Source organism: Bradyrhizobium sp. DN3, assembly GCF_041357655.1.
Lineage (GTDB): Bacteria > Pseudomonadota > Alphaproteobacteria > Rhizobiales > Xanthobacteraceae > Bradyrhizobium.
Window position 1 is genome coordinate 19,010 of sequence record NZ_JAULLN010000009.1, and the last position, 26,332, is coordinate 45,341.

Consider the following 26,332-nt stretch of genomic DNA (forward strand, 5'->3'; position numbering starts at 1 on the left):
TTGGCTGGCCGTCCGCGATCAGCCCGAGGCGCTGGTCTTGTCGATGTCGCCGACGACGGCGCGTCGCCGGTATTCGTCGCCGATGGCAAAATGCTTGCGCAGCGTCGCGTCCGCGCGCTCCGGATCACGTGCAATGACCGCTTCGAAGATGCGCCTGTGATCGTCGATCAGATAGGTCTTCATCGACGGGAAGGCCTGCACCAGCTCGCGGCGGCTGCGATGCGAATGCGTCAACAGGCCCGCCATCGAACTGTGCAAAACCGTCAGCGTCTCCGAATGCGAGGCCACGACGATGGCGCGGTGGAATTCGAAGTCGGCCATGCCGCCGGCATCGGCTTCGTCGATCGTTTCTCCGATCTTTGCCAGCGCGCGCTGCAGGCGTTCGAAATCGGCGATGTTGGCACGTTCGCAGGCGAGCCTGATCGCCTGGCATTCGATCGCGACGCGGGCCTGCATGACATCGTCGAGCATGTCCGCCTGTTGGGCGAGCGCGAAGGTGAAGAAGTCGTTCAGCACGGAGACGTCCGGCCGCGTTACCACGGTGCCGATGCGGTCGCGGATCTCGACGATGCCGAGCACGGTGAGGGCGCGCAGCGCCTCGCGGACGATCGGCCGGCTGACACCGAGCAAGGTCGCCAGCTCGCGCTCGGAGATCAGGCGGTCGCCGGGCTTGAGCGAGCCCGCAAGCAGGCGTTCGCGCAAGAAGGCGAACACCTTCTCGAACCCCTTTTCGCCCTCGGTGGCCCGCTTGAGTTCCATCCCAGTCCCTTTGGTCTGATCTTGGTCAGACCAGTATGATAACCAAGGCGCGGAGGTCAAGAGGCCTTAGCTAAACGAGGGTGGAAATGGGCGACCGGCTTTCAGGCGGCGGGCTTCGGAGCCAACATTCATGCCCCGCTGGCCGCGATCAGGGCTCTGTTCCGCGGGCCCGACAATTACACATCCGATTTGGCGTACCGCGCCGATGCCGTGTTGAACCGATCCGTTGATCTGGCGGTGACGAGGAGGTTCGCTGGCGAAATACGGCGGCTGAAGCGCGATAGCGACCGCGCGAGCGCATGTTGGCAGCGTCGGGAGAATTCTTCGATGATGACATTCTGCCGGTGTTTTGCCCGACGAGTCAATTCGAATTTCGGATTTCGCGTAAGTCATTGAGCGCACAGGGGTCGGCTACTGTGCATGGGGTTGTTTTTCAGGTTTTTGTTTTAGGCGTCCCGCTGCTGACAGCATGTTGGCAGCAGGGGCCGGCTACGACCATCTCCTGACAAAACGGAGAGTGGGTCATGCCGGTCGAGGCAAGCTGTCATTGCGGTGAGACGGTGTTCGAGGTGACGGAGGCGCCTTCGGGCGTAACGCGCTGCACCTGCACGCTATGCGCCAAGCGCGGCGCGCTGTGGGCCTATTACACGCCGGCACAGTTCCGCCTGCTGTCGCCGGCGGAGAACGTCACGACCTATCTCTGGGGCAGCCGCACCGTCAAACATCATTTCTGCGCGAGCTGCGGCTGCGGCACCTATTCGGAGTCGCCGGACTGGTCGACCGGCAAGCCCGATTTCGACAATCCCAAGGTCGCTGTGAATGCGCGCCTGTTCGACGATTTCGATCTGGAGGCCGTTCCGGTGAACGTGATCGACGGCAGGAATTTGTGGTGAGCGCACGCTCTTGTAGCCACCATTTTAATGGTTGCTGCGACGTCGTGCAATCAACGCAGCTCCACCCACGCCGGCGCGTGATCGCTGGCGCCATCCTCGCCGCGGATCGTCTTGTCGACGCCAGCTTTGACCAGCCGCGGGGCGAGGGCAGGGCTGAGCAAGAGATGATCGAGCCGCAGGCCCGCATCGCGCGGCCAGCGGTTTCGCTTGTAGTCCCAGAACGTGTAGACGCGCTGCTCCGGATGCAGTTCGCGGATCGCATCGCACCAGCCTTGGTCGACCAGCGAGGCAAATGCCGCGCGGCTCTTTGGCTGGATCAGTGCATCCTTGTCCCATGATCGGGTCGGATAGATGTCGATCTCCGTGGGGGCGACGTTGTAGTCGCCGGCGAGCACCACCGGCAGATCCTGCTTGATGAAGCTCTTGGCGTGGCGCTTGAGCCGCGCGAACCAGTCGAGCTTGTAGTCGAATTTCGGCCCGGGCTGCGGATTGCCGTTCGGCAGATAGATGCTGGTGACGATGATGCCGCGCACGGCGGCCTCGATGTAGCGCGCCTCGTGATCATCGGCCTTCCCCGGCAAGCGATCGCGGGTGAGCACCGGCTCGGCGTTGCGAGCGAGGAGGGCGACGCCGCTCCAGGTCTTTTGTCCACGCCAGACTGCGCCATAACCGGCTTTTTCGATGGCCGCCGCCGGAAATTCGCCATCACTTGCCTTCAACTCCTGAAGCGCGACGACATCTGGCTTCGCCACGCGCAGCCATGCCAACAGATTGGGCAGGCGGCGATTGATGTTGTTGATGTTGAATGTCGCAATCTTCATGTAGGGCTAACGCTACTGCCTTCCGATACCGGAGACACAATGTCCAAGTTGAGCTTTGTTGCCGTCGCACTCGTCATCGCGTTCTCCGGAGCCGCATCGGCACAATCGTCCGATCCGCGCGGCGCGTGCAAGGCGGACTATGACAAATTCTGCGCCGGCATCGCGCCGGGCGGCGGCATCGTCGCATGCCTCAACGGCAAGCGCGACCAGCTCACTGCGACCTGCAAGGCGGCGCTGGATAGCAGGAAGAAGAAATAAGTCTCGTGTCCCGGACAAGCCGTAGCGCGCAAGCGCACAGCTGAAGGAGCGCTGCGCTGCATCCGGGGCACGCGTGTATCCGCTAGGACGGCAGCGGCGGCGGGGCTGTCGGCTGCTCGATGGGTGGCGGTGACGGCGGTTGCTCGGCCGCCGCGGCAACCGGCTTTGCCAGCGGCTCCACGACGTTGCCGCCCTTGTAGATGCGGGCGTAGCGGTGGCCGAGGCTGGTCAGCACCTCATAGCCGATCGTGCCGAAATGATGCGCGAGCTCGTCGACGGTGATGCCCTCTCCGAGCAGCGTCACCATGTGGCCGCGCCGCGCCGTGTTCGGTGGCAGGTCGGTGATGTCGATTGCGATCAGGTCCATCGAGATGCGGCCCGCGACCGGGCAGCGTTTTCCGGCCACGATGACCTCGGCGCCGCGGGTGCCGTCATTGGAGCTGGCGGCGCGGAAATAGCCGTCGGCATAGCCGACCGCGATGATCGCGAGCTTGGTCGGCCGCCGTGCGGTCCAGGTGCCGCCATAGCCGACGCTCTCGCCACGATCGATGGTGCGGATCTGCACGATGCGCGCCTTGAGGTCGACCACCTGCTGCATCGGATTGTCGGCCTCCGGCGTCGGGTTGACACCGTAGAGCGCAGCCCCCGGCCGCACCATGTCGAACTGGAAGGGGGCACCGAGGAAGATGCCGGAGGAGTTGGCGAGCGCGGCCGGCACGCCTGAGAACTCGCTGGCGATGCCGCGAAAGGCGGCGAGTTGTCTTGCATTGACCGGACTGTGGAGCTGCTCGCCCGAGACCAGATGGCTCATCACCAGCGTGATGCCGTGATCGCCGGCATTGATGCGGGGGATGATGGCCTGCGCTTCTGCAAGCGTCAGGCCCAGCCGGTTCATGCCGGTGTCGATGTGAACGGCGGCGCCTCCGGTCCAGCCGCTGCGGCGGCAGAACACGTCCCATTCGGCGAGCTCGTTGAGATCGCCGATCACCGGCCGGCAGTTGATCTTCGCATAGTGCTCGCCGGTGTTCTGGAAATAGCCGCCAAGCACGTAGATCGTGGGCTCCGGCACAGCCGCGCGCACCTTGCGCGCTTCCTCGATGGTGGCGACGAAGAAGGTCTTGCAGCCGGCCCTGCTCAGCGCGCGCGCGACCTCGGGGGCGCCGCAGCCATAGGCGTCGGCCTTGATCACCGCGGCGCATTCGGCCGGCACCGCCGTCTTCTCGAGCTTGCGCCAATTGGCGATGATAGCATCGAGATCGACGGTGAGCACGCCGCCATAGGCTGCGAGCGCGGCAGCCTGATTGGCCTCCGCGGAGAGAAGGCCGGATTGCGGGATCATTTTCGGGTCGGACGCCATTGTCATGACGCCGTTTTACGCAAGAGGCCCGAGTGGTTCAACCCGGGGAACACTCTAGTAGTCGCTGCGATCCGGCAACTGGCCGTCATGGGCGAGGTCGCCGAAGCGGGTGACCGAGGCATCGAAGTGCAGCTCGACCGTGCCGGTCGGACCGTGGCGCTGCTTGCCGATGATGACTTCGGCCCGGCCGACCGTGCGTTCCATGTCGGCCTGCCATTTGGCGTGCTCCTCGGTGCCAGGGCGAGGCTCTTTCATGGCGAGGTAATATTCCTCGCGGAACACGAACAGCACGACGTCGGCGTCCTGCTCGATCGAGCCGGATTCGCGCAGGTCCGAGAGCTGCGGCCGTTTGTCGTCACGCGATTCCACCTGACGCGAGAGCTGCGACAGCGCGATCACGGGGACGTTGAGCTCCTTCGCCAGCGCCTTCAGGCTGGTCGTGATCTCCGTGATTTCCTGCACGCGGCTGTCGCTGGCGCGCTTACCCGAGCCGGACAACAGCTGAATGTAGTCGATCACCAGGAGGTCGAGGCCCTTCTGGCGCTTGAGCCGCCGGGCGCGCGCCATCAGCTGCGCGATCGACAGGCCGCCGGTGGCGTCGACATAGAACGGCAGCGATTGCAGCTCGATCGAGACCTGCCGGATCTTTTCGAAATCGGCTTCCGAGATGCCGCCGCGGCGGATGTGGGAGGAGGGAATGCCGGTGCGCTCGGCCACGATACGCGTGGCGAGCTGGTCGGCCGACATTTCGCAGGAGAAGAACCCGATCACGCCGCCATTGGCGGCTTTCATGGTGCCGTCCGCCTGCAGTTCCGGAACGTAGGCCTGGGCGACGTTGTAGGCGATGTTGGTCGCAAGCGAGGTCTTGCCCATGCCGGGACGTCCCGCCACGATGATGAGGTCGGAGTGCTGCAAGCCGCCCATCTTGGTGTCGAGGTCGCGCAGGCCCGTCGAGATGCCCGACAGCTTTCCGTCGCGCTGGAATGCTTTCGCCGCAAGATCGACGGCGACCGTCAGCGCCTGCGAGAATTTCTGGAAGCCGCCGTCATAGCGGCCGGACTCGGCGAGTTCGTAGAGGCGGCGCTCGGCGTCCTCGATCTGCGCCCGCGGCTGGAAATCGACCGGCGCATCATAGGCGACATTGACCATGTCCTCGCCGATGCCGATCAGGTCGCGCCGCAACGACAGGTCATAGATGGTGCGGCCGTAGTCCTGGGCATTGATGATGGTGGTCGCTTCGGCCGCGAGCCGCGCCAGATATTGCCCGATGGTCATGCCGCCGACGTCGGTATCGGCGGGGAGGAAGGTCTTCAGCGTGACGGGCGTCGCGATCTTGCCCATCCGGATCAGGCTGCCGGCGGTCTCGAAGATGGTCTGGTGCAGCGGCTCGAAGAAATGCTTCGCCTCCAGAAAGTCGGAGACGCGGTAGAAGGCGTCGTTGTTGACCAGGATCGCGCCCAGGAGGCTCTGTTCGGCCTCGATATTATGCGGTGCGCTCCGATAGGCGGGAGTCCCGGCGTCGGGCGCGAGTTTGAGAACGTTCGAATCAGTCAGGGCCATGGTCGGACGTGCTTAGCAATTTTCTTGGGCGGATGCGGGGCGCGATAAAGCGCCGCCTCGGCCCAAAGCGGAAGCAAAAGCTGACCGCTATCAACCGCTCAGTGAAAATGGTGGATGATTGGTAGCCGCAGCACGCCCCGCGCTTGACGGATTTTCGCGGAACCGGGAGCAGCCGCAACCGCGCCACGGAAAAATGCTCAAGTCGTGAACCTTATGGATTGGCGCATAGACCCATCGAAGAACGCGCGAATTGACGCACGCTGGGAGCCTTCGGCTCTGCTTCAGACCAGCAGGAGGTAGACCAGCGCAACCAGGGCCGCCCCGACGCCGGTGACGATCAGGGCGTAATCGGTGCGGAGGTCGTCCTGCACGTCGAATGAGGTTTGGGTCTCTTTGCTCATGGCGACGATCTAAGTCAGGTCCGACCGGACTTATGTGAAACAGATCACATCTTCCCGGATTCTTTCGGGGTAGAGCCGGAACGGGCCGGCGGGCAGGGGGTTATCCCCGACGCGCCAGCGGGAAGACGAGGCAAGCAATGCGGCCAGAACGGCAGCAGCAGATATGGCGGAGCGAAGCAGGCAGCCGACTCTGGCTCGCGGGACTGATCGCGGCCATGGAGCACGCCGCGCGGCCTGAAGTGCGGCGTCAGCCGGTCGCACCCGAGCTCCTCGTCGAATTGCGGGCACAACTGGCGTTAAACGCCTCTTTTCGGCTCTCCCAGATTTCGACCCTGCGTCACTAGAGCATGATCCGGAAAAGTGTGCAGCGGTTTTCCGAAAAGATCATGCTCAAACAATAACCTAAAGCGCGATGACGATTCATCCTAATCTCATCGCGCTTTTAGAGCTTATTCACCCGCCAGCTTCAGCCTGGGCTTGGCGCCGCCCTCGAGGGACCGTAGCCGGGTTTCTTCGCGCGTGACGTAGTCGCGCGTGATCGGCACCACGCCCTGGCGACGGGTGAGCTGGATCTGGAAGTTCATCATCGCCTGCTTGCGGAAGGTCATTTCGCAGGCCGCCAGGTAGAACTCCCACATCAACGCGAAGCGCTCGTCGTAGAGCTGCACGGCCTCCTCGCGCCGCGCCATGAAGCGTTCCCTCCAGGCTTTCAGCGTCTCGGCGTAGTGCAGGCGCAGGATCTCGATGTCGCAGACCAGCAGGCCCGCCCGCTCGATCGCCGGCAGCACCTCGGACAGAGCGGGGATGTAGCCGCCGGGGAAGATGTATTTGGCGATCCAGGGATTGGTCGAGTCCGGCCCCTGCGAGCGGCCGATCGAGTGCAGCAGCATGACACCGTCCTCGCTCAGGAGTTCGGCGCAGCGCTGGAAGTAGGTGTCGTAGAAGCGGGCGCCGACATGCTCGAACATGCCGACCGAGACGATGCGGTCGAATGGGCCGTCGATGTCGCGGTAGTCCTGGAGCAGGAATTTGGCCGAGCCCGCCAGGCCCTTTTCGGCGGCGCGCGCATTGGCGATCTGCAATTGCTCGGTCGACAGCGTGATGCCGGTGACGTCGGCGCCCGCGATCTCGGCGAGATAGAGCCCGAGCCCGCCCCAGCCCGAGCCGATGTCGAGCACGCGCTGGCCGCCTCTGACGAGCAGCTTTGCGGCGATGTGCCGCTTTTTGGCGAGCTGCGCATCGTCGAGCGTCGTCTCCGGCGTCTCGAAATAGGCGCAGCTATATTGCTTGTCGGCATCGAGGAAGAGCGAATAGAGCCGGGCGTCGAGATCGTAGTGGTGCGCCACATTGCTGCGGGCGCGCGAGCGCGGATTGAACTGCTTCAGGTGGCGCGTCAGATAGCGCAGGTGCCACCACGGTTTTGCCCACTGCGGCAATAGGTCGGGTTGATCGAGCAGGATCGCGAGGGCATCGGCTATGGTGCCGCGTTCGACCACGAACTCGCCGTCCATATAGGCCTCGCCAAGTCCGAGCTCGGGATTGATGAGGATCTTGCGCTCCGCGTCCGCGGTCATGAAGCGCACCGCGACCGGTTCGCCAGAGCCGTCGCCGACAGTGAACGTCGCCCCGCTTGCGCTGGTCAGCATCATCGACCCGCGGCGGATGAATTGAGACAGGAATCTACGCAACAAACGGTCCATCGACACCTTCCTCTCGAGCGGACCCGAAGAGATGCGACTAACCCGGCCTTACATTTGACGCTCAGGGTCCCGCTCGGGTTCCTATGCGTTTGCATCTAAATCTAGGGGAGCAGGTCCGGCTCCGCTATTGCGCTGTGTTCAAAGCCGATATTCGAAAAGCGCTTAATCACATCCTTGCGCGCGGACCTGCTTCCATTCGCGGCTCAATCGGCTAAAAGGTGACCGCCGCCGCGCTGGATGCCGGCTGCACCTCTCGGAATTCAATGGAGATGATGGGAAATGTCGAGCCGAGCGCTCAGCCTCGCGACGGTACTGCTTCTGATCGGCTTCGGCGCGACCGATACCGTTCTTGCGCAGGCAACGAACCTCGAGGCCGGCAAGTCTCCGTCCCAGCTCTTCGCGCAGACCTGCAATGCCTGCCACAAGAGCCCCCGCGGGCTTCTGAAGTCCGTGGCGCCGGGGTCGCTGCCGGGCTTCCTGCGCCAGCACTACACCACGAGCCCGGACATGGCGGGCATCCTCGCCTCCTACCTCGTCTCCAACGGTGCCACCGATACCCGCTACCAGGCCAAGGACGGCAGGGACAAGAAGGACGGCGCCAAGGATAGGGAAGCCAATACGGCTCCGGGCCAGTCCGAACATCAGGGCCGCCGTCAGCGCTCGCAGGAGGCCGCCAAGCCGGAGGGCGAGGGGGCCGCTCCGGCGGCCGAGGGCGCGCGCCAGAAGCGTGCTGCGCGGCCGGCCGAGGACGGCGCGAAGTCCGAGGGCCAGGCAGCACCGGAGGGACGCAAGGCCAAGCGCCGAGGCAAGCCCGGGACTGAGGAAGCACCGAAGATCGACGCCGCCGCGCCGGCCACTGAAGACAAGAAGAGCGAGCCGAAGGTCGAGTCAAAGCCTGAGACGGCCAAGCCCGACAGCGCCAAGGTCGAGCCGGGTCGTGACGAGGCCAAGCCCGACAGCAGCAAGGCATCCGAGAAGCCCGCCGAGGCCAAGCCTGATAGCGCGAAGGTCGAGCCGCGCGGCAGCGAAGCTCCAGCGCTGCGCCCCGATCCGGTCCCGCAGGTGACGCCGTCCGCACCAGCCGTCGTGAAGCCGGCCGAGCCGGCCGCGCCGAAGCCGGCAGAAGAGGCCGCTCCCAAGCCAGCCGCGCCTGCCGCCAGTTCCGAACCGGCACCCGCGGTCAAACCGCAGGAATCGGCGCCGCCCGCGACCGCTGCAGCCCCGCCTGCAGCGCCAGCCGAATCCTCCGGCCTGCCGGCGCCGCCGATCTCGCGCTAAGCCAATCCACACATTTTCCGATCGACAGGCGGAGGCCGCGCATCGCGGCCTCCGCACCGTCTTGACCGATGGTAGAGTGCGGCTCTAGAGTAATACTCTAGGAGATCTCGATGACGGCGAGCATGCGTGATGATCTGTTGGAGGCGGGACTAATCGTATTCGACCGCGTCGGCTTCGAGGCTGCGACGGTGGCCGCGATCCGCACCCGGGCGCGCGCCTCCAATGGCAGCTTCTTTCATGCCTTCGGATCGAAGAAGGAGCTCGCCGGTGCGCTGTTCCTGGAGGTGCTGCGGCACTATCACGCCGCGGTGCTGGCTGCGCTCGATCCCGTGCCCGATGCGGAGCAGGGTATCGATCGCCTGATCCGGGCGCATCTCGACTGGGTCGTCACCAGCCGGCGCGAGGCGCGCTATCTCTTCGAGATCTCGCGCAGCGAATGGGGCGAGGACGTGCGCGACGGCCAGCGCGCGCAGAACGCGCGCCTCGGCGAAGGCATCGAGCGCTGGCGCGCGCCGCTGGTCGCGCGCGGCGAGCTGCTGCCGATGACGCCGGTGATGTTCGTCAGCCAGCTGATCGGCCCGGCCCAGATCTTCTGCCGCGCCTTTCTGTCGGGACGCGAACGCGCTGATCCGCGCATCGAGGCCGACACGCTGATCGCCTGCGCCATCCGTGCGCTACGGCCACTCGATCGCATCGACAAACAATAGGGAGAGACAGCATGCGAGCCGAAGCGGACCCCGAATTCGCCGCCGTTGCCGAGCGCATCCACGCCAATGTCGGCCAGCAGGGCTTTATGAATCTGGTCGGCGCCGAGCTGTCCGAATTGTCGCGCGGCACCTGCACGATCGCCGTGGAGCGCCGGCCGGAGCTGCTTCAGCAGCACGGCTTCTTCCATGGCGGCGTGACCGCCTTCCTGGTCGACAACGCCACGACGATCGCTGCCGCCACCTCGCGCGGCCAGCCGGCGCTGACGGCGGAATACAAGCTCAATTTGTTGTCGCCCGCGGTCGGCGAGAAGCTGATCTGCCGGGCAAGAGTGATCAAGCCGGGCCGTCAGGTTGCCGTGGTCGCGGCCGACGTGTTCTGCGTCAGCGATGGCGTCGAGAAGCATACGGCAACCGCGCTCGCTTCGATCGCGATGCTCAGCGAGGACGTCGCCGCCAAAACGAAAAGCCCAGCCGCCTGAAGCGACAGGGGTGATCCATTCTCTGTTGTCATTGCCGGGCCTGGCCCGGCAATCCATCTTCCTGAGCAAACTCTCTTGATGGATGCGCGGATCACGCCCGCGCATGACGAGCTGTACGTGCTGCTTACTTCTCTTCCGCAGCCGGCGCCGGCTCGACCTCCTCGTGCTGGGCTTCCGGATCGAAGAACTCGCCGGCCGCGGCGATCGCCTCGGCGGCGGCGTCGCGGTCCTCGTTGCGGGTCGAGATGTCCTCGCCGCGGTTGATGCGCTCGGCTTCGTCCTGGCTGCGCGCGACCGTCACGGTGATCTCGACCTCGACCTCGGGGTGAACGGCGACGGTGACCGTGTGCTTGCCGATGGTCTTGATCGGCGCGTCGAGCTGCACCTGCGGACGGTCGAGGTGGACGCCGTCGGTCTCGAACGCGGCGACGAGGTCGCGCACCGTGACCGAGCCGAACAGCTGGCCGGCTTCGGAGGCCTGACGGATCACGATGATGTTCTTGCCCTCGATCTTCTCGGCGACCTTGGACGCCTCGCCCTTGGCCTGGAGGTTGCGGGCCTCGAGCTCGGCCTTCATGCCGTCATACTTGGCACGGTTGTCGGTGGTGGCGCGCAGCGCCTTGCCGCGCTTGAGCAGGAAATTGCGGGCATAGCCGTCGCGAACCTTCACGACTTCACCCATCTGGCCGAGCTTGTTGACGCGTTCCAGCAAAATGACTTCCATATTCGTTCTCCTTTGAAGTGGTCTGAGTTTCAGTTTTCGGGGTTGGACTTAAGGTGTTGGCAGTGGCGGGGGCTGCCGGCTGCGCAGGAAGCGCTCGCGGAAGCCGAACACGGCATCCGCAAGACCGAGGATCACCATCGCGATTACGGGCCATCCGAACACGACGACGACGGCGTAGGTCGAGCCGAGCCAGAAGGTGCGGCTCTTCAGTGTCAGCGTCAGCGTATGCAGCACCGCGAAACCGGTCAGCGCATAGCCCATCATCAGTGCGGCCGTAGTGATCTGCGCGACGATCGCGAGCAGCCCGCCGGTGAAGCAGAAGGCGAGTGCGATGCAGAGCGCCACGAGCGTCATCGGCGGCAGCTCGGCCGTCTTCATGTCCGGCCAGGGACGACGCAGCCGGCCCGACGTCGCCGTCACCTTGGCGCTGAGCCAGAGGTTGAGAGTCAGCGTCATCATCGCGACGATGGTGGCGGCGGCCGGTGCGATGCGCACCAGCGCGTCGACGAACTGGCTGGCTTCGCCCGAGGTTTGCGGGTCGGCGGTGCGCAGAAGGCGCATCAGGCCGCGCCGCAGCGTGCCGGTGATGGTCTCGGCGTCGGTGCCGAGCGTGAGCAGGGCGGCGATCGTGGTCAGCGCGGCAAAACCTGCGATCCAGAGCAGGATGCGGCCGACCGGATACCACTCGATCTCGGGCTCGGCCGGCGGCTCGGCGGCGGAGGCGTCTGGCCCGACGCTTCCGACCTGCCGACCGAGCAGGACGAGGTGGCCGAGCCACCAGGCCGGCAATGCGACGGTGACGGCGAAGGCGATGCAATAGGGCAGGCCGAACAGGGCGCCGAGGCCGATTGCGGCGGCAATGCCGCCGAGGCTCGCGCACAGCGGCCCCCAGCCGATCGCGGCGACCATCAGCGGCAGCGGTGCGAGATAGAACAGGACGAGCGAGATCAGCGCGCCAGAGATGATCGAGGCGAACATCAGGGCCGACGCGGCGCCGGCGATCAGGGCTATCAGTCCAAAGGCCATCATCAGCTGTCCCGCTCCCTTCGAGCGGTTAGAGGCATCGTTTGCCCCAACCATCGGCGACCGGACGACCCGGAAGCCTTATGCGTTCAGATCAGTTTACGACCGGCGGCTCAATGGCCGCCGGTCGAATTGGTCGTATCAGCGAATGACGTAGGGCAATAGGCCCAGGAACCGCGCGCGCTTGATGGCGCGGGCGAGCTCACGCTGCTTCTTCGCGGACACCGCGGTGATGCGGCTCGGCACGATCTTGCCGCGCTCGGAGACGTAACGCATCAGGAGCTTGGAGTCCTTGTAGTCGATCTTGGGAGCATTGGCGCCCGTGAACGGGCAGCTCTTGCGACGACGGAAAAACGGACGGCGTGCACCAGCTTCAGCCATTGATCTTACTCCCCATCCGTCGTGGTTTCAGCTTCTTCGCGCGGGCGGCGCGGGCCGCGGTCACCGCGGAAGCCGCCCTCGCGCTCGCCACGGAAGCCGCCTTCACGCTCGCCGCGGAAGCCACCGCCGCGGTCGTCACGCTCGCGATCACGATCGGCCTTGCGCATCATCGCGGACGGGCCTTCCTCGAGTTCTTCGACGCGGACGCTGAGATAGCGGATCACGTCTTCGCTGATGCGCTCCTGGCGCTCGATCTCGGCGATCGCCGCGGACGGCGCGTCGATGTTGAGCAGCACGAAGTGCGCCTTGCGGTTCTTGTTCATGCGGTAGGTGAGGGAGCGAACGCCCCAATTTTCGGTCTTGGTGACCTTGCCGCCGAGACCCTCGACGATACCGGTCATCTGCGCAGTCAGCTCTTCGACTTGCTGCGGGCTCGCGTCCTGACGCGCGAGAAAAACATGCTCGTAAAGAGGCATGGAAGTCCTTTCCTCATGTTGGCGCATCGCCCGGCGTCAAACCCTTAAGAGACCTTCGGAAAGGACTCTGGGATCAAGCTCAGAAGGCGGAAACACGGGACGACGGGCCGACTGGCCCTGCCACACCAAAATCACGAATGATTTGCTGAGACCGTCCGTTCAGCTCCCGGCCGGGGTCTGCGGATGCGCGCCTTATACGGATTTTGGCCGGCTTTGCAAGGTTGGGGGCCAAGTCTCGGCCTGGACCGCCCGTAGGCGGTGGTCATCACCCTCAAATCTTACCGGCTTGATTTAAATCTTACCGGCTTGATTTATTTGTTTGTATAGCATACAAAGAATACAGCGGGAGGATCCAATGGCAGACAATTCTGCCCATGCTCCGTTCGAACCGGGTGCCGGCGACCCCAAGCATGCCGCGCGCGCCACGCGCGCGGCCGGCCGCAAGATGCGGTCGCTGCTCTTGGATGCTGCGAGCCCGCTGTTCCGGGAGCGGGGACTTTCGGGCACGGCGATCACCGACATCGCGGCCGCGGCGGACGCGTTCCCGAGCCAGATCACCTATTACTTCCGCACCAAGGAGGCGCTGTTCGTCGAATGCGCCTGCCGCGAGCTGCTGTATTTGGCGCGCGCGACGGAGCAGGCGGCGCTGAAGACGCGCACGCCGCAGGAATACACGCACGCGCTGGCCGAGACGGTCACGGCGAGTGATTCGGTCGCCTTCTTTGCCGAAGCCCTGACACTGACGCGGCGGCGCCAAGATCTCGCGCCACTGGTCGAGCGCACCATCGAGCGCCTGCACAGCGAGGGCGCACGGGCCTATGCGAGCCAGGTCGCTCGGCATGGCTGGCGCTCCCTGCGCGCGCCCGACGAAAGCTCGCGGCGGTTCTGGGCCGTCGCCATCGGCGTCATCCTCGAAGGCTACGCCATGGGCCGTTCGTCCGAGGAACTCTGCGCCGAGATGCTGCGCGTGCTCGGTGAGCAGGCGAAATCCACGGGCGAGGCGGCGCGCCTGCGTCTCGTCGAGCAGCACGACGCATCGACCACTTCGGATGGGGAGAGTTAGGCCATGACCGCGCTTCGCATGCGTGCCCGCGATTTCCTGACCGACGAACAATTGGCCGACGTGCGCCAGCGCGTAACCTGGAAGGGCGTCGCACTGATCGTGCATGCCTGGGCGCTGATCGTAGGCGCGATCGCTCTGGTCGCATGGTGGCCCAATCCGCTGACATACATTCTCGCCGTCGCCATCATCGGCTCGCGCCAGCTTGGACTTGCCATCCTCATGCATGACGGCGCGCATGGCTGCCTGTCCGCCGACGAGAAAACCAATCTGGCGCTGAGCCAGTGGTTCTGTGCCTATCCGCTGTTTGCGGAGACGCGGAGCTACCGGCGCTATCACTTGCAGCATCACGCGCGCACCCAGCAGGAGGACGATCCCGATCTCGTGCTATCGGCGCCGTTTCCGATCACCAAGCTGAGCTATCGCCGCAAGTTCATTCGCGACATCACCGGACAGACCGGCTACCAGCAGCGCAAGGCGCAATTGCTCAACGCGCTCGCCCCGAACGACTGGCCATGGCGGCAGCGTGCGGCGCATTTCTGGGAGAAGCTCGGCCCGCAATGTGTGGTGAACGCGATCATGTTTGCGGCGCTCGCGGCGGCCGGCGTGTGGTGGGCCTATCCGTTGCTATGGCTGGTGCCACTGCTGACCTGGATGATGGTCATTACCCGTATCCGCAACATCGCCGAGCACGCCGTCGTCCCTGACAGCAATGACCCCTTGCGCAACACCCGCACCACGCATGCCAATTTTCTCGAGCGCCTGTTCATTGCGCCGTACTACGTGAACTATCATCTCGAGCATCACCTCTTGTTCTACGTGCCCTGCTACAATTTGCCGAAGGTGCATCGCCTGCTGAGCGCCAGCCGGCATGCCGGCCGCATGGAGGTGCAGCCGGGCTACGCCGCGGTGCTGCGGCTCGCCACCGCGAAGCCGAACCGGGATGATCGGCCGGGGCAACTGGTCAACAGCGCGCGCCGCGCGCGGGCGGGGGCAGAGGTCGACGCCAACCAGACGGCCGGCGGATTCTAGGAAGCCACATCCCCGGTTGAATGCCGGCCAGGGTTCCCATCTTGGCTTGACAGTCCGACCCCGGACAGTGTCTACGGCCCCCTTTGGAGCGTGATCCGGAACCTTGGCCCAAGGCCGCGCGTAATCGGCTGCCGGTTCTCGTGAGGATCACGCCCGACAAGCAGGGAGCGCCGATGACGGCAGCATTCACATTTCCGGGGCAGGGGTCCCAGGCGGTTGGCATGGGCAAGGCCCTGGCCAACGCCTTTCCAGTGGCGCGCGCCGTGTTCGACGAGGTCGATGCCGCGCTCGGGGAGAAATTGACGGCGACCATATGGGATGGTCCGGCCGAGATCCTCCAGCTCACCGAAAACGCCCAGCCGGCGCTGATGGCGGTCTCGGTCGCTACTCTGCGCGTGCTGGAGAGCGAAGCCGGTTTTTCCGTCGGGCGGGACGCGGCCTTCGTCGCTGGCCACTCGCTTGGTGAATATTCGGCGCTGGCTGCTGCCGGCAGCCTGACCATCTCCGATACTGCGCGGCTGCTTCGCACCCGCGGTCTCGCAATGCAAAAAGCCGTCCCGGTCGGCGCCGGTGCGATGGCCGCGCTGCTGGGCCTCGACTACGAGGCCGTCATGGAGATCGCCCATGAGGCGGCGCAGGGGCAGGTCTGCCAGGCCGCCAACGACAATGGCGGTGGGCAGGTGGTGGTCTCCGGCGACAAGACAGCGGTCGATCGCGCCGTCGAGATCGCCAAAACCAAGGGCGCCAAGCGCGCGATGCTGTTGCCGGTGTCCGCGCCGTTCCATTGCAAGCTGATGCAGCCGGCCGCCGACGCCATGGCGGAGGCGCTCGCGAAGGTCACGATCAAGGCGCCGGCCGCGCCGCTGGTGTCGAACGTGCTCGCGAGCGCCATTAGCGACCCCGACGAGATCCGTCGCCGCCTGGTCGAGCAGGTCACCGGCACGGTGCGCTGGCGCGAGTCGGTTGCCTATATGGCAGGGCAGGGCGTCACCCGCTTCTTCGAGATCGGCGCCGGCAAGGTACTGACCGGTCTCGTCAAGCGCATTGCGGACGGTGCCGTCGGCGTTGCTGTCGGCGGTCCCAACGATATTGCCGCCGCCAAGGATGCCTTGGCCGCCGCGAAGCAGGGTTGAGGGAGTTATCGATGTTCGATCTGACTGGCAGGAAGGCGCTCGTCACCGGCGCGACCGGCGGTATCGGCGGCGCGATCGCGCTGGCGCTGCACGCGCAGGGCGCTACCGTTGCGATTTCCGGAACGCGCAAGGAAGTGCTGGATGAGCTCGCCGGCAAGCTCGGCGAGCGCGCCTTTGTGTTGCCCTGCAATCTCTCCAAGGCCGATGAGGTCGAAGCGCTGGTGCCCGCTGCGGAAGCCGCGATGGGACAGGTCGACATCCTCATCGCCAATGCCGGCATCACCCGCGACAATCTCTTCGTGCAACTCCGTGACGAGGATTGGGAGGAGGTCATCAACGTCAATCTGACCGCGACCTTCCGCTTGGCACGCGCCGCCACCAAGCTGATGATGCGCAAGCGCTTCGGCCGCATCATCGCCATCACCTCGGTGGTCGGCGTCACCGGCAATCCCGGACAGGGCAATTACACCGCCTCGAAGGCGGGCCTGATCGGCATGATCAAGACGCTCGGTGCCGAATACGCCAAGCGCGGCGTGACCGCCAATTGCATCGCGCCAGGCTTTATCAAGACGCCGATGACGGATGCGCTCAACGACAAGCAGCGCGAAACGATTCTGACCAAGGTTCCGGCTGCCCGTCTGGGCACGCCCGAGGACATCGCGGCGGCCGCCGTGTACCTGAGTTCGAACGAAGCAGCCTACGTCACCGGCCAGACCATCCACGTCAACGGCGGCATGGCTATGATCTAAGCCCTCATTCCGCACTGCCCACATGGGCGGCGCGGGATGCGGCAAACGGCCGTTTCCGGAGCGAAATGAGGCTTGTAGTCAAGGCAATTGAAGTATGATAACCGGACCTTCAACGGATGGGCAAAGAACGCCATTGCAGGTTTTTGAAACCCTGTATATTGGCGATGGGGAGCCTTGGCCGTCGTTCGCCGGGCCCTGTATCGGTTAGGATGGGGCCAAATCAAAGTTCGTAAGCGAAGGCAAGTAACACGACCACGACGGCTCGTATCGTCCCGGGGGGTCGGGTCTACAGGGAACAACACGAGGTTAAGCAATGAGTGACATTGGCGAGCGGGTTAAGAAGATCGTGGTCGAACACCTTGGTGTTGAACCCGAGAAGGTTGTCGACAACGCGAGCTTCATCGATGACCTCGGCGCCGACAGTCTGGACACCGTCGAGCTGGTGATGGCGTTCGAAGAGGAATTCGGTTGCGAGATTCCGGACGACGCTGCGGAAACGATTCTCACCGTCGGCGATGCCACGAAGTTTCTCGAGAAGAACGCGAAGAGCTAAGGCTCTTCATTTTCGCGGGGACAACATTGAAACCGGACGGGCCGCTTCGCAGCGGCCAGCCGGTTTCTTGTTATTGGCCGTGAATCTTTCGATGCGGAGTTTTCGGATATGAGGCGGGTTGTCGTCACGGGTCTCGGCATGGTCTCGCCACTCGGCTGTGGCGTCGAACCGACCTGGAAACGCATCCTCAACGGCGAGAGCGGTGCGCGCAGGATCGCGAGCTTCGACGTCTCCGATCTCCAGACCAAGATCGCCTGCACGGTCGTGCGCGGCGACGGGACCAACGACACCTTCAATCCCGACAAGTGGATGGAGCCGAAAGACCAGCGCAAGGTCGACGACTTCATCATCTTCGGCATGGCCGCAGCCGGCCAGGCGCTCGACGACGCCAACTGGCATCCCGAGACTGAAGAGGACAAGTGCGCGACCGGCACCATGATCGGGTCCGGCATCGGCGGCCTCAACGGCATTGCCGATACGGCGATCCTGCTCAAGGAGCGCGGACCGCGCCGGGTGTCGCCGTTCTTCATTCCGGGACGCCTGATCAATCTCGCCTCCGGCTATGTCTCGATCGCGCACGGGCTGAAGGGACCGAACCATTCGGTGGTCACGGCCTGTTCGACCGGCGCGCATGCGGTCGGCGATGCCGCCCGCCTGATCGCGCTCGGCGATGCCGACGTCATGGTGGCCGGCGGCGCGGAATCGCCGATCTGCCGCATCGGCATTGCCGGCTTCAATGCCGCGCGCGCGCTATCGACTGGTTTCAACGAGACGCCCGAGAAGGCTTCGCGTCCCTATGACAAGGACCGCGACGGCTTCGTGATGGGCGAGGGCGCCGGCGTCCTGGTGCTCGAGGAGCTCGAGCACGCCAGGCGCCGTGGCGCGAAGATCTACGCCGAGGTGATCGGCTACGGCCTCTCCGGCGATGCTTATCACATCACCTCACCGTCGCCCGATGGCGATGGCGGCTTCCGTAGCATGTCGGCAGCGCTCAAGCGCGCCGGTCTCACGGCATCCGATCTCGACTACATCAATGCGCACGGCACCTCGACACCGCTCGGCGACGAGATCGAGCTTGGTGCGGTGGAGCGCCTGCTAGGCAATGCCGCCTCCAAGGTCGCGATGTCCTCGACCAAGTCGTCGACCGGTCATCTCCTCGGCGCGGCCGGTGCGATCGAAGCGATCTTCGCCATTCTCGCGATTCGCGATAATGTCGTGCCGCCCACCATTAACCTCGACAATCCGTCGGTCGAGACCGCGATCGATCTCGTGCCGCACAAGGCGAAGAAGCGTGAGGTCAACGTCGCATTGTCGAACTCTTTTGGTTTTGGTGGCACCAATGCGTCGGTGATCGTCCGGCGTTTGGCCAGTTAGTTTGCGTTTGAGACGAATCCACCGTTTTGCCGTATTCGGCGATAGTCATAGAAGTGGGCGCGTGCATTTGGCTCGGCAAGGTGATTGTCAGGCCGCGATTGAACCGGCAGGATTCAGGTTGCTTCGATGAGTGAAAGGCCGCCCATTTCGCCCCGGAGTCCGCGGGCAGCGCTCGAGCCCGAGCAGGTCCCGCCGCCGCCGAAGCGATCGGAACGCGCGCGCAATCCCTTCGTGGTGGTCGGCAACGCCATCATCACCCTGGTGTTGATTGCCATGCTCGGCGCCGGCGGGGTCTATTATTACGGGCGGCAGGTGTTGGAAGCACCCGGGCCGCTTAGGGAAGATAAGATCGTCAACATCCCGCAGCGCGCGGGCAAGCGCGACATCGCCGAGACATTGAACCGGGAAGGCGTCACCGACATCAATCCGTGGGTGTTCATCGCCAGCGTCGCCGCGCTGAAGGCGAGTTCGGACCTCAAGCCCGGTGAGTATTCGTTCCAGAAGAACGCCTCCTTGCGCGACGTCATCGCCACCATCGTCGAGGGCAAGGTGGTGCAGCATGCCGTGACGATCCCGGAAGGCCTGACCTCCGAGCAGATCGTGGCGCGGCTGTCCGACAACGACATCTTCACCGGCAGCGTGCGCGAGCTGCCGCGCGAGGGCACGTTGTTGCCGGAGACCTACAAGTTCCCGCGCGGCACCACGCGCGAGCAGGTGATCCAGCGCATGCAGCAGGCGCACAAGCGCGTGCTGGCCGAGATCTGGGAGCGCCGCAGCCAGGACATTCCGGTGAAGACGCCGGAGCAGCTGGTGACGCTGGCGTCCATCGTCGAAAAGGAGACCGGCAAGCCGGACGAGCGCAGCCGCGTCGCTGCCGTGTTCGTCAACCGCCTGAAGCAACGGATCAAGCTGCAGTCCGATCCCACGATCATCTATGGCCTCGTCGGCGGCAAGGGCACGCTGGGCCGTCCGATCAAGCGCAGCGAGATCACGCAGCCATCGCCCTACAACACCTATGTGATCGAAGGCCTGCCGCCGGGGCCGATCTCCAATCCGGGCCGCGCCTCGCTCGAGGCCGCCGCCAACCCGGCCCGCACCCGCGATCTCTATTTCGTCGCGGACGGCACTGGCGGGCACGCCTTCACCGAGACCTACGACGCGCACCAGAAGAACGTTACGAAACTCCGCGCGATGGAGAAGCAGATCCAGAACGACACGGTCGAGCCGGCCGAGGACGTGCAGCCGCCGGCTGCTGCTGCGCCGGCCGCCACCGATCCGCCGACCGCGACGACGCCGGCGCGGCCCAACCAGCAGAAAAAGCAACCATCACGGCCCGCTGGTCCCGCACCGGCCCGGCAGGGCGCGGTGCAGTCCTCGCCGCCGGTGGTCCAGCGCTAGGTTGGCGCAGACCTGCCCGCGGACATTGCGGATTCCACTTTCCGGCAAAATAGTCTTAAGATTCGCGTGGCTTGATGGCCTCGCGAATCCCGTGTTTCTGGAGAATTTCAACCGATGGCGCTGTCGTCCATGACCGGCTTTGCCCGAAGCCACGGCGCGAGCGGGCCGTACACGTTCGAATGGGAATTGAAGTCGGTCAACGCCAAGGGCTTTGACCTCAGGGTGCGGCTGCCGCAGGGGTTCGATGAGCTCGAGGCCCACGCCAAGAAGCGCGCCGGTGAGCTGCTCGCGCGCGGCACCGTCTACGCCAATCTCAACGTCAAGCGCACCAACGCCGCCGCCACGGTCCGCGTCAATGAGGACGTGCTCAACGCCGTGCTGAAGGCGGCCGCACTGATCTCCGGCAAGGTCGACGCGGTCGCGCCGAGCATCGATGGCCTGCTCGCCATCAAGGGCGTCGTCGAGGTCGCCGAACCCGAGGGCGACGAAGAGGAGGACAAGGCCGCGCGCGCCGCCGCAGTGGAGGCGTTCGACAAAGCGCTCGCCGATCTCGTCGAGATGCGCAAGCGCGAGGGTACCTCGCTGGGGCAGATCCTGACCCAGCGGGTCGACGAGATCGAGCAATTGGCGAAGAAAGCCGAGGCTGCGCCCGGCCGCAAACCGGAGGCGATCAAGGCGAAGCTCACTGAGCAGATCGCTAGCCTGCTCGACACCTCCGATCGTTTCGATGCCGATCGCCTGATGCAGGAGGCGATCCTGATCGCAACCAAGGCCGACATCCGCGAGGAGCTCGACCGCATCGCCTCGCACATTGCGCAGGCGCGCGAGCTGATCGGTAAGGGCGGTCCGATCGGCCGCAAGCTCGATTTCCTGGCGCAGGAGTTTCACCGCGAGGTCAACACCTGCTGCTCGAAGTCGAACGACATCGAGCTCACCAATACGGGACTTGCCATGAAGAACGTGGTCGAGCAATTCCGCGAGCAGGTCCAGAATCTGGAGTGATCGATGACGACGGGCGGTCACGGAACTGACGGTGTCGAGCGCCGCGGATTGATGTTCGTGCTGTCCTCGCCCTCGGGCGCGGGCAAGACGACGCTGTCGCGTCTCCTGATCGAGCGGATGCCCGGCTTGAAAATGTCGGTCTCGGCGACCACGCGCGAGATGCGGCCGGGCGAGGTCAACGGCAAGGATTATTCGTTCGTCGATAAGCCGACGTTCGAAGCGATGGTGAAGGCCGGCGAGCTCCTGGAATGGGCGACGGTGTTCGACAACAGCTACGGCACGCCACGCGGACCGGTCGAGGCGGCGCTCTCGGCGGGGCAGGACGTGCTGTTCGACATCGACTGGCAGGGCACGCAGCAGCTACGCGAAAAGGCGCGCGCCGACGTCGTCAGCGTGTTCATCCTGCCGCCCTCGGCGGCCGATCTCGAAAAGCGCCTGCACTCGCGCGCGCAGGATTCCGACGCGGTGATCCGCAAGCGGATGAGCCGCGCCAGTCACGAGATGAGCCACTGGGCCGAGTACGACTACATCGTCATCAACCACGACGTCGACCAGGCCTTCGCCGAGGTGCAGTCGATCCTGAAGGCCGAACGCCTCAAGCGCGAGCGGCGGATTGGCCTCGTAGGCTTCGTGCGAACTTTGCAAGGTCAGCTTCAAGGTTAGGCCGCGACAGGCGCGGCCCTTCCTTCGCCAGCTGTTCCAGCATGGTCGTGATGACATCGACGTCGACCGCATCCTGGTCGCGGCCTGCCGGCGCCTCATCGCGATCCTCGCCAATCTCGTTGGTGACTAGCTTGGGCGCAGCAGCCCGATCGAACAACTTGATCTCGACCTCGGCCGGCTTGATCTCGTCGGGTTCTGCGGCAGGGACCGCAGCGCGCCGCTTGCGCGCGTCGATCAGATCGATCTCGCGGCCAATCGCGGCAAGTTTTGTCACTTGTTTTGCCGCTTGCGGACGTGCGGCATCGAAGTCGATTGGGTGCGCCGGCTGCGCGCGCGGCGCAACGGCCGGCGTTGCATCGCGCCAGGGCGCGCGGCTTGCGTGCTGGTTCTGCGTCTCCCAATCGTTCCAATAGCCGTGACGCTCGGCGGACTGGACGCGGACGCGCGTGCGCGCGCCGGCGAAGCGGTAGATGAGGCTGGCGAGGATACCGGCGAGCGCCAGCGCACCGCCGATCACGAGCATCAACATCTGGACCGAGCCGGCCGGTTTGTCGGCGCTGCTGTCTGCCACGGCGAGCGCCGCCGGGGCAGGGGATTTTGACGGCTTTGCGCTCGGCTGCGCGGCTGCCGCGACCGCGGCGGGCGCCGGCTGTGGCGCGGGCGGCGCGGACGCCGTGGAGACATCGGGCCAGGGCGTGTCGCCCGCGGATTGTTGCGCGTTGCTGTCAGCGGTCTGGTCCGCAGATGGTTGCGCCGGGGTCGCGGCTGCGGCCTGTGCAACTGCGTTTGGTGTTTGAGGGGCGACACCGCTCCGCGCTGTCAGATATTCGGCACGCGCATCCTGCACCGGGTGCTGTTGCTGCGGCTGCTGCGCCGGCGCCTGCGCCGTCGGCGTATCGCTCGTGGCCTGCGCACTCTGCACGGATTTCGCGCCGTCCTTGTCGCCGGCAGCGCGCAGATACCAGCATTTCCGCTTGGTCGAGCGCTCGAGGCGATAGTACCAGTGCTGCCCCTGCGGCGCGGCGCCCTTCGGCGAGGCGAGGCAGTCCGCGGCGGCCGCGTCGGCCGCGCTCGGTGCGGTCTGCGCGTTCTGCGACACGGCGGCCAATGGCGCGCCGGCAATGATGCTGCCGACTAGCGCGGATATGAACTTTGCGGTGCGGTTGCCCATCCTGGTCTCCCGGTTACGCATGACGCAACTCTTAACCATCCCTTTGTAATCAAAGACTTGGGTGGCAATGAGCCGCAAATCCGGAGAGGATGTGGCTTGAATCGGGCCTGCGGCGCGTTGGTTCCGCGGCGAAATCGGGCCTTTTCGTTACTGTTTCGCCGAACTCCAGGTTCCGCCGCAGCCATCGGAGCGGCGCCAGGTTCCGGAACCGCTGCGGCCCCCGAGACGGCCGGAGCCTGTGAAGGTCACGCCCTCGCCTTGACCGACCGTTCTGACTGCGCCGTTCGGGCTGACGGTACCGGTGACGCCTTGGCCGATGACCTTGCCCGAGGAGACGACGACCGCGCCGGACGTGGTGCCCGCGCGAAAAGCAGTGCGACAGTCGGTAAGATCACGGGCCTGCGCACCGAGACCGAAGGGGCATAGCTCTGCGCTCCCGCGGCGCGTTTCGCCCGAGTCTTGCTTTGATCTCATCGCCCTTTGGAAGCCGAAGGGCGCAGGGAAGGCCGGGCGCCGGCGGCACCCGCATGTCCGTGCGCCACGAAGAGTGCACACGGGGTGGACCACGGGTTGGCCGAACGCCCGGCCTTCCCTGCGCGGATGGTTTTAACGGTGTCCTTCGTGCTCTCCCCGGGGAGCGATGCACTATTGCCCCCGTCGTCTTGCAGATGGCTGATGCGCGCGCCCGGTCGGGCCGCCACATCACCGCAGGACTTGACGCACAGACCCCGGGCGTCAGGACCACACGACTTCTCCGTCCGCGGACGGTCCCGCCTGAATGCCTGGAGGCTTGCGTGTGCTCGCCCCCGGCATCAACGAGACCGCTGTTACGGCGCCGTGTCGTACCGCGTCGCGTGAGACTCACAGCTGCCTGCCCTGTCTCACACGTTGCGCGCCGGCGCTGCCGCGTCCACCGCCACCCAGCCCGCGTCTCGTGACGGTCGCGAACGCCCCTTTGGCAGGGCCGGGATGCGTGGTGCATGCCATAAATCCGAAATTCGGAAAAGTAAAATATTTTCGCGGTGAGGGCTTGACCCGGGTGTGTTGCCCGACGCCTCCCGCGGCCACCATCAACTCCGTTCGTCGTTCGGGATTCCGCGACTTCGTCAGCAGGTGGATCCGAAGCGGACAGGAGGAGAGGAGTCCTGTTTGTCTTGTTCGGACAGGATCGGCTACAAATGAACAAAGGGCAGGAATGACTTGGGAGGGGACATGTCCAACACGGGCTATGCACTGGCAGGCTTCGTCTCGTGGGCGCTGCTTCTGCTGGTCGTGATGGAAACCATCCGAACGTATCTCGTCGTGACTGGAAAGGTTGCGGCCAACGCCTTCACGCCGGATAACTCCGGACTATCGCCCTTCATGCAGCGCCTCGCACGGGCTCACGCGAATTGCATCGAAGGTCTACCGATTTTCGGCGGCTTGTTGGCGATTGCGATCATGGTGTCAAGAACGGATGTTACAGACCCTCTAGCGTTTTGGTTTCTCGGCGCAAGGATTGTGCAGTCGATGATCCATCTCGCGTCGAACAGTCCGATAGCAGTAAGTCTCCGCTTCACCGCGTTCGCCGTCCAGATGGCGATAGGTATCTATTGGTCATGGAAGCTGATGGTCTAAGGACTGGATCGCGCTCGGCATGTCAGCCGTTGAGGCCAGACCGGACGTGCCGAGAACGCGCCCCAATTGACGCGATTGACCCATCTGCGACATAGGCAGCATCGAAATCCCGCAGCGCAGCAGTCTCCTGCTGTAGCCGAGGTGTGTTATGCTTCCAGTCGGAAGCACGGAGGGACCGGGAGTGAACCGGCGCTCATGCATCATGCTGCTCGGCGGCGCGGCGGCTTGGCCGCTCGCAGCGCGTGCGCAGCGAGGCGGGAAGGTCTATCGCGTCGGGATTCTGGAGCCAATACCGGCGGCACGGAACGCCGCCAACCTCGAGGCTCTGCGCAAAGGTCTGCGCGATTTCGGTTACTTCGAAGGAAGCAACTTGATCATCGAGTATCGGTCGGCCGACGGTCAGGCCGAGCGGTTTCCGGATCTCGCATCCGAATTGGTTGGCCTCAAAGTCGACCTGATCCTGGCGAGAGGCACTCCTGCCACCACGGCGGTTCAGAACGCGACCGGAACGATTCCAGTAGTCATGATGACAATGGGCGGCCCCGGTGCGATCGTAGCGAGCTTCGCGCGGCCGACCGGCAACATCACGGGGGTGATTACTTTCAGCACCGAACTGACAGCGAAACGGGTTCAGGTTCTCAAAGAACTGGTTCCTGGCCTCACGCGAGTTGCGTTGCTTCACAACATGGGCAATCCAGCTGTCCCAGCCGAATGGGAAGAGACAAAGATAGCGGCACGCTTGCTGGGTCTCGAGGCTGAGCTTCTTGACGTGCGGAGCGAGGGTGACCTGAGCCACGCATTCGAACTGGTGGTGCGACGGCATATCGACGGCCTCGTCGTTGGGGCAGACGGTCTCACCCAAATGCATCAACAAATGATCGTTGAATGGGTAGCCCGCAACCGTGTGCCCACCGTCTTCCCAGCCCGCGAGTTCGTCGAAGCCGGGGGACTGATCGCCTACGCCGTAAACTATCCTGACCTCTATTTCCAGCTCGCAGCCTTCATCGGCAAGATCTTCAACGGCGCAAAGCCAGGCGATTTGCCGGTGCAACAGCCTACCAAGTTCGAGTTGGCGATCAATCTTAGGACCGCAAGCGCGCTCGGCCTCGAAGTCCCGCCGACGCTGCTCGCCGGGGCCGACAAGGTGATCGAATAGAGGACCTCATGATCAGAAACCGAGCCCGATCAGCTCGCGAAAGCGCCCGCCATGCCTGCCACACCTGATGAAGATTGGTCATTGCCTGGGTCTATCTTGCGGATTCAGCTAGATAAGCCCGCCAAGCGAAATGGCAAACCGAAAATCGCAAATATACGAAAGGGGCGCGGTCGCGCGTCCCCGCGCCTCAAGGCCCGTTTCGAAGGACCCGCCAAAGCGCCGACACAAATTTCGAGAGTAGCCGGGATGGCGCATCGTCCTGGCGATCCGACGCGGCCGACGGAGGGCCGCCATCCAACTCGGTCAGCCGCTCCACCATGCCTTGCAGTCGCAATGGTAGCGGAGTGAGATCGTCCGTGAGGGTGCCGCGAAGTCGCTCGCCAATCTCGTTGCAGATCGCCCGGCGATGCTCCGGATGATCTAAACCTGGCGGATGGACCACGGGCGCGGTCGAAGGGGTATCTGCCATGGCTGCCACCGTTGGCCTTGACGTGCACCGCCTCCTTGCCGTGCACGGATGATCCTGCCGCCACCGTAGTAACGTGCGACATGCCACCTTGATCCCGGCTTTGCACCGATACTGGTGCTCTGAGCGTCCGAAGTTCTC

26 protein-coding genes and 1 pseudogene are annotated in these 26,332 nt (G+C 64.6%); 16 read left to right on the forward strand and 11 right to left on the reverse strand.

The genetic code is table 11. The features are described 5' to 3' along the window. Positions 1 to 18 precede the first annotated feature (18 nt). Positions 19 to 759, reverse strand: coding sequence for a FadR/GntR family transcriptional regulator (locus AAE027_RS15160; RefSeq protein ID WP_370985446.1), 741 nt, complete (start codon positions 757 to 759; stop codon positions 19 to 21). A 524-nt stretch (positions 760 to 1,283) separates the two neighbouring features. Here AAE027_RS15160 and AAE027_RS15165 point away from each other — a divergent pair. After that, the gene (locus tag AAE027_RS15165; RefSeq protein WP_370985445.1) at positions 1,284 to 1,652 is read left to right on the forward strand and encodes a GFA family protein; all 369 of its coding nucleotides are present in this window, start codon (positions 1,284 to 1,286) and stop codon (positions 1,650 to 1,652) included. Between the two features lie 50 nt (positions 1,653 to 1,702). On the opposite strand, the gene AAE027_RS15170 is transcribed toward AAE027_RS15165, so the two are convergent. Next, a complete protein-coding gene (locus AAE027_RS15170) occupies positions 1,703 to 2,473 on the reverse strand; it encodes an exodeoxyribonuclease III (protein WP_370985444.1) in 771 nt (256 codons plus the stop codon). Between the two features lie 39 nt (positions 2,474 to 2,512). Here AAE027_RS15170 and AAE027_RS15175 point away from each other — a divergent pair, with 39 nt between their 5' ends. Further along, a complete protein-coding gene (locus tag AAE027_RS15175; RefSeq protein ID WP_128934286.1) occupies positions 2,513 to 2,731 on the forward strand; it encodes a cysteine rich repeat-containing protein in 219 nt (72 codons plus the stop codon). 82 nt (positions 2,732 to 2,813) lie between these two features. Here the strand turns inward: AAE027_RS15175 and alr are convergent, their stop codons facing one another. The 3 genes from alr to AAE027_RS15190 form a co-directional block, all read right to left on the reverse strand. Next, positions 2,814 to 4,094, reverse strand: a complete 1,281-nt coding sequence (gene alr, locus AAE027_RS15180) for an alanine racemase (protein ID WP_479714223.1) — start codon at positions 4,092 to 4,094, stop codon at positions 2,814 to 2,816. Between the two features lie 48 nt (positions 4,095 to 4,142). Beyond that, positions 4,143 to 5,648: a replicative DNA helicase gene (locus tag AAE027_RS15185; protein WP_091895028.1), complete on the reverse strand. Its 1,506-nt coding sequence runs from the start codon at positions 5,646 to 5,648 to the stop codon at positions 4,143 to 4,145. An 850-nt stretch (positions 5,649 to 6,498) separates the two neighbouring features. Next, complete coding sequence (locus tag AAE027_RS15190) at positions 6,499 to 7,749, reverse strand: class I SAM-dependent methyltransferase (RefSeq protein WP_370985443.1); 1,251 nt, start codon at positions 7,747 to 7,749, stop codon at positions 6,499 to 6,501. A gap of 279 nt (positions 7,750 to 8,028) precedes the next feature. Between AAE027_RS15190 and AAE027_RS15195 the strand changes: the two genes are divergently transcribed. From AAE027_RS15195 to AAE027_RS15205, 3 genes are all read left to right on the forward strand, one after another. Then, positions 8,029 to 9,027, forward strand: coding sequence for a hypothetical protein (locus tag AAE027_RS15195; RefSeq protein ID WP_370985441.1), 999 nt, complete (start codon positions 8,029 to 8,031; stop codon positions 9,025 to 9,027). A gap of 110 nt (positions 9,028 to 9,137) precedes the next feature. After that, the gene (locus AAE027_RS15200; protein WP_370985440.1) at positions 9,138 to 9,734 is read left to right on the forward strand and encodes a TetR/AcrR family transcriptional regulator; all 597 of its coding nucleotides are present in this window, start codon (positions 9,138 to 9,140) and stop codon (positions 9,732 to 9,734) included. Positions 9,735 to 9,745: 11 nt separating this feature from the next. Next, positions 9,746 to 10,213, forward strand: coding sequence for a PaaI family thioesterase (locus tag AAE027_RS15205; RefSeq protein ID WP_130217697.1), 468 nt, complete (start codon positions 9,746 to 9,748; stop codon positions 10,211 to 10,213). A gap of 124 nt (positions 10,214 to 10,337) precedes the next feature. Here AAE027_RS15205 and rplI read toward each other — a convergent pair whose 3' ends face one another. From rplI to rpsF, 4 genes are all read right to left on the reverse strand, one after another. Then, the gene (gene rplI / locus AAE027_RS15210) at positions 10,338 to 10,937 is read right to left on the reverse strand and encodes a 50S ribosomal protein L9 (RefSeq protein WP_128934279.1); all 600 of its coding nucleotides are present in this window, start codon (positions 10,935 to 10,937) and stop codon (positions 10,338 to 10,340) included. Positions 10,938 to 10,985: 48 nt separating this feature from the next. Next, positions 10,986 to 11,966: a YybS family protein gene (locus AAE027_RS15215; RefSeq protein WP_370985439.1), complete on the reverse strand. Its 981-nt coding sequence runs from the start codon at positions 11,964 to 11,966 to the stop codon at positions 10,986 to 10,988. A gap of 135 nt (positions 11,967 to 12,101) precedes the next feature. After that, a complete protein-coding gene (rpsR, locus tag AAE027_RS15220) occupies positions 12,102 to 12,341 on the reverse strand; it encodes a 30S ribosomal protein S18 (protein ID WP_007592020.1) in 240 nt (79 codons plus the stop codon). A 5-nt stretch (positions 12,342 to 12,346) separates the two neighbouring features. Next, the gene (gene rpsF / locus AAE027_RS15225; protein ID WP_091895044.1) at positions 12,347 to 12,817 is read right to left on the reverse strand and encodes a 30S ribosomal protein S6; all 471 of its coding nucleotides are present in this window, start codon (positions 12,815 to 12,817) and stop codon (positions 12,347 to 12,349) included. 355 nt (positions 12,818 to 13,172) lie between these two features. Between rpsF and AAE027_RS15230 the strand changes: the two genes are divergently transcribed. From AAE027_RS15230 to gmk, 9 genes are all read left to right on the forward strand, one after another. Next, a complete protein-coding gene (locus tag AAE027_RS15230) occupies positions 13,173 to 13,880 on the forward strand; it encodes a TetR/AcrR family transcriptional regulator C-terminal domain-containing protein (protein WP_370985438.1) in 708 nt (235 codons plus the stop codon). A 3-nt stretch (positions 13,881 to 13,883) separates the two neighbouring features. After that, a complete protein-coding gene (locus tag AAE027_RS15235; protein WP_370985437.1) occupies positions 13,884 to 14,909 on the forward strand; it encodes a fatty acid desaturase family protein in 1,026 nt (341 codons plus the stop codon). A 173-nt stretch (positions 14,910 to 15,082) separates the two neighbouring features. Beyond that, on the forward strand, positions 15,083 to 16,042 hold the full coding sequence (fabD, locus tag AAE027_RS15240; protein WP_370985436.1) for an ACP S-malonyltransferase: 960 nt from the start codon (positions 15,083 to 15,085) through the stop codon (positions 16,040 to 16,042). Between the two features lie 11 nt (positions 16,043 to 16,053). Further along, positions 16,054 to 16,791, forward strand: a complete 738-nt coding sequence (gene fabG, locus AAE027_RS15245) for a 3-oxoacyl-[acyl-carrier-protein] reductase (protein WP_091895051.1) — start codon at positions 16,054 to 16,056, stop codon at positions 16,789 to 16,791. A gap of 313 nt (positions 16,792 to 17,104) precedes the next feature. Then, complete coding sequence (locus AAE027_RS15250) at positions 17,105 to 17,344, forward strand: acyl carrier protein (RefSeq protein WP_008551805.1); 240 nt, start codon at positions 17,105 to 17,107, stop codon at positions 17,342 to 17,344. Between the two features lie 108 nt (positions 17,345 to 17,452). Further along, a complete protein-coding gene (gene fabF / locus AAE027_RS15255; RefSeq protein ID WP_130217643.1) occupies positions 17,453 to 18,718 on the forward strand; it encodes a beta-ketoacyl-ACP synthase II in 1,266 nt (421 codons plus the stop codon). Between the two features lie 126 nt (positions 18,719 to 18,844). Further along, entirely contained in the window at positions 18,845 to 20,116 is a 1,272-nt protein-coding gene (gene mltG, locus AAE027_RS15260) for an endolytic transglycosylase MltG (protein ID WP_370985434.1), read from the forward strand. A gap of 114 nt (positions 20,117 to 20,230) precedes the next feature. Next, positions 20,231 to 21,118 (forward strand): YicC/YloC family endoribonuclease, encoded by an 888-nt coding sequence (locus AAE027_RS15265; protein WP_370985433.1) that lies wholly within the window; start codon positions 20,231 to 20,233, stop codon positions 21,116 to 21,118. A gap of 3 nt (positions 21,119 to 21,121) precedes the next feature. Next, the gene (gmk, locus tag AAE027_RS15270) at positions 21,122 to 21,781 is read left to right on the forward strand and encodes a guanylate kinase (protein ID WP_091895057.1); all 660 of its coding nucleotides are present in this window, start codon (positions 21,122 to 21,124) and stop codon (positions 21,779 to 21,781) included. Here the strand turns inward: gmk and AAE027_RS15275 are convergent. After that, positions 21,714 to 22,952: a hypothetical protein gene (locus AAE027_RS15275; RefSeq protein ID WP_370985432.1), complete on the reverse strand. Its 1,239-nt coding sequence runs from the start codon at positions 22,950 to 22,952 to the stop codon at positions 21,714 to 21,716. The two genes, gmk and AAE027_RS15275, sit on opposite strands and share 68 nt — an antisense overlap. A 147-nt stretch (positions 22,953 to 23,099) precedes the next feature. Continuing rightward, positions 23,100 to 23,312: pseudogene (locus AAE027_RS15280) on the reverse strand (hypothetical protein); the annotation flags it as partial. Between the two features lie 852 nt (positions 23,313 to 24,164). Between AAE027_RS15280 and AAE027_RS15285 the strand changes: the two are divergent. Together AAE027_RS15285 and AAE027_RS15290 are read left to right on the forward strand one after the other, a co-directional pair. Continuing rightward, positions 24,165 to 24,569 (forward strand): MAPEG family protein, encoded by a 405-nt coding sequence (locus AAE027_RS15285; protein WP_370985431.1) that lies wholly within the window; start codon positions 24,165 to 24,167, stop codon positions 24,567 to 24,569. Between the two features lie 202 nt (positions 24,570 to 24,771). Continuing rightward, the gene (locus tag AAE027_RS15290) at positions 24,772 to 25,725 is read left to right on the forward strand and encodes an ABC transporter substrate-binding protein (protein ID WP_370985429.1); all 954 of its coding nucleotides are present in this window, start codon (positions 24,772 to 24,774) and stop codon (positions 25,723 to 25,725) included. The last annotated feature ends 607 nt before the right edge of the window (positions 25,726 to 26,332 follow it).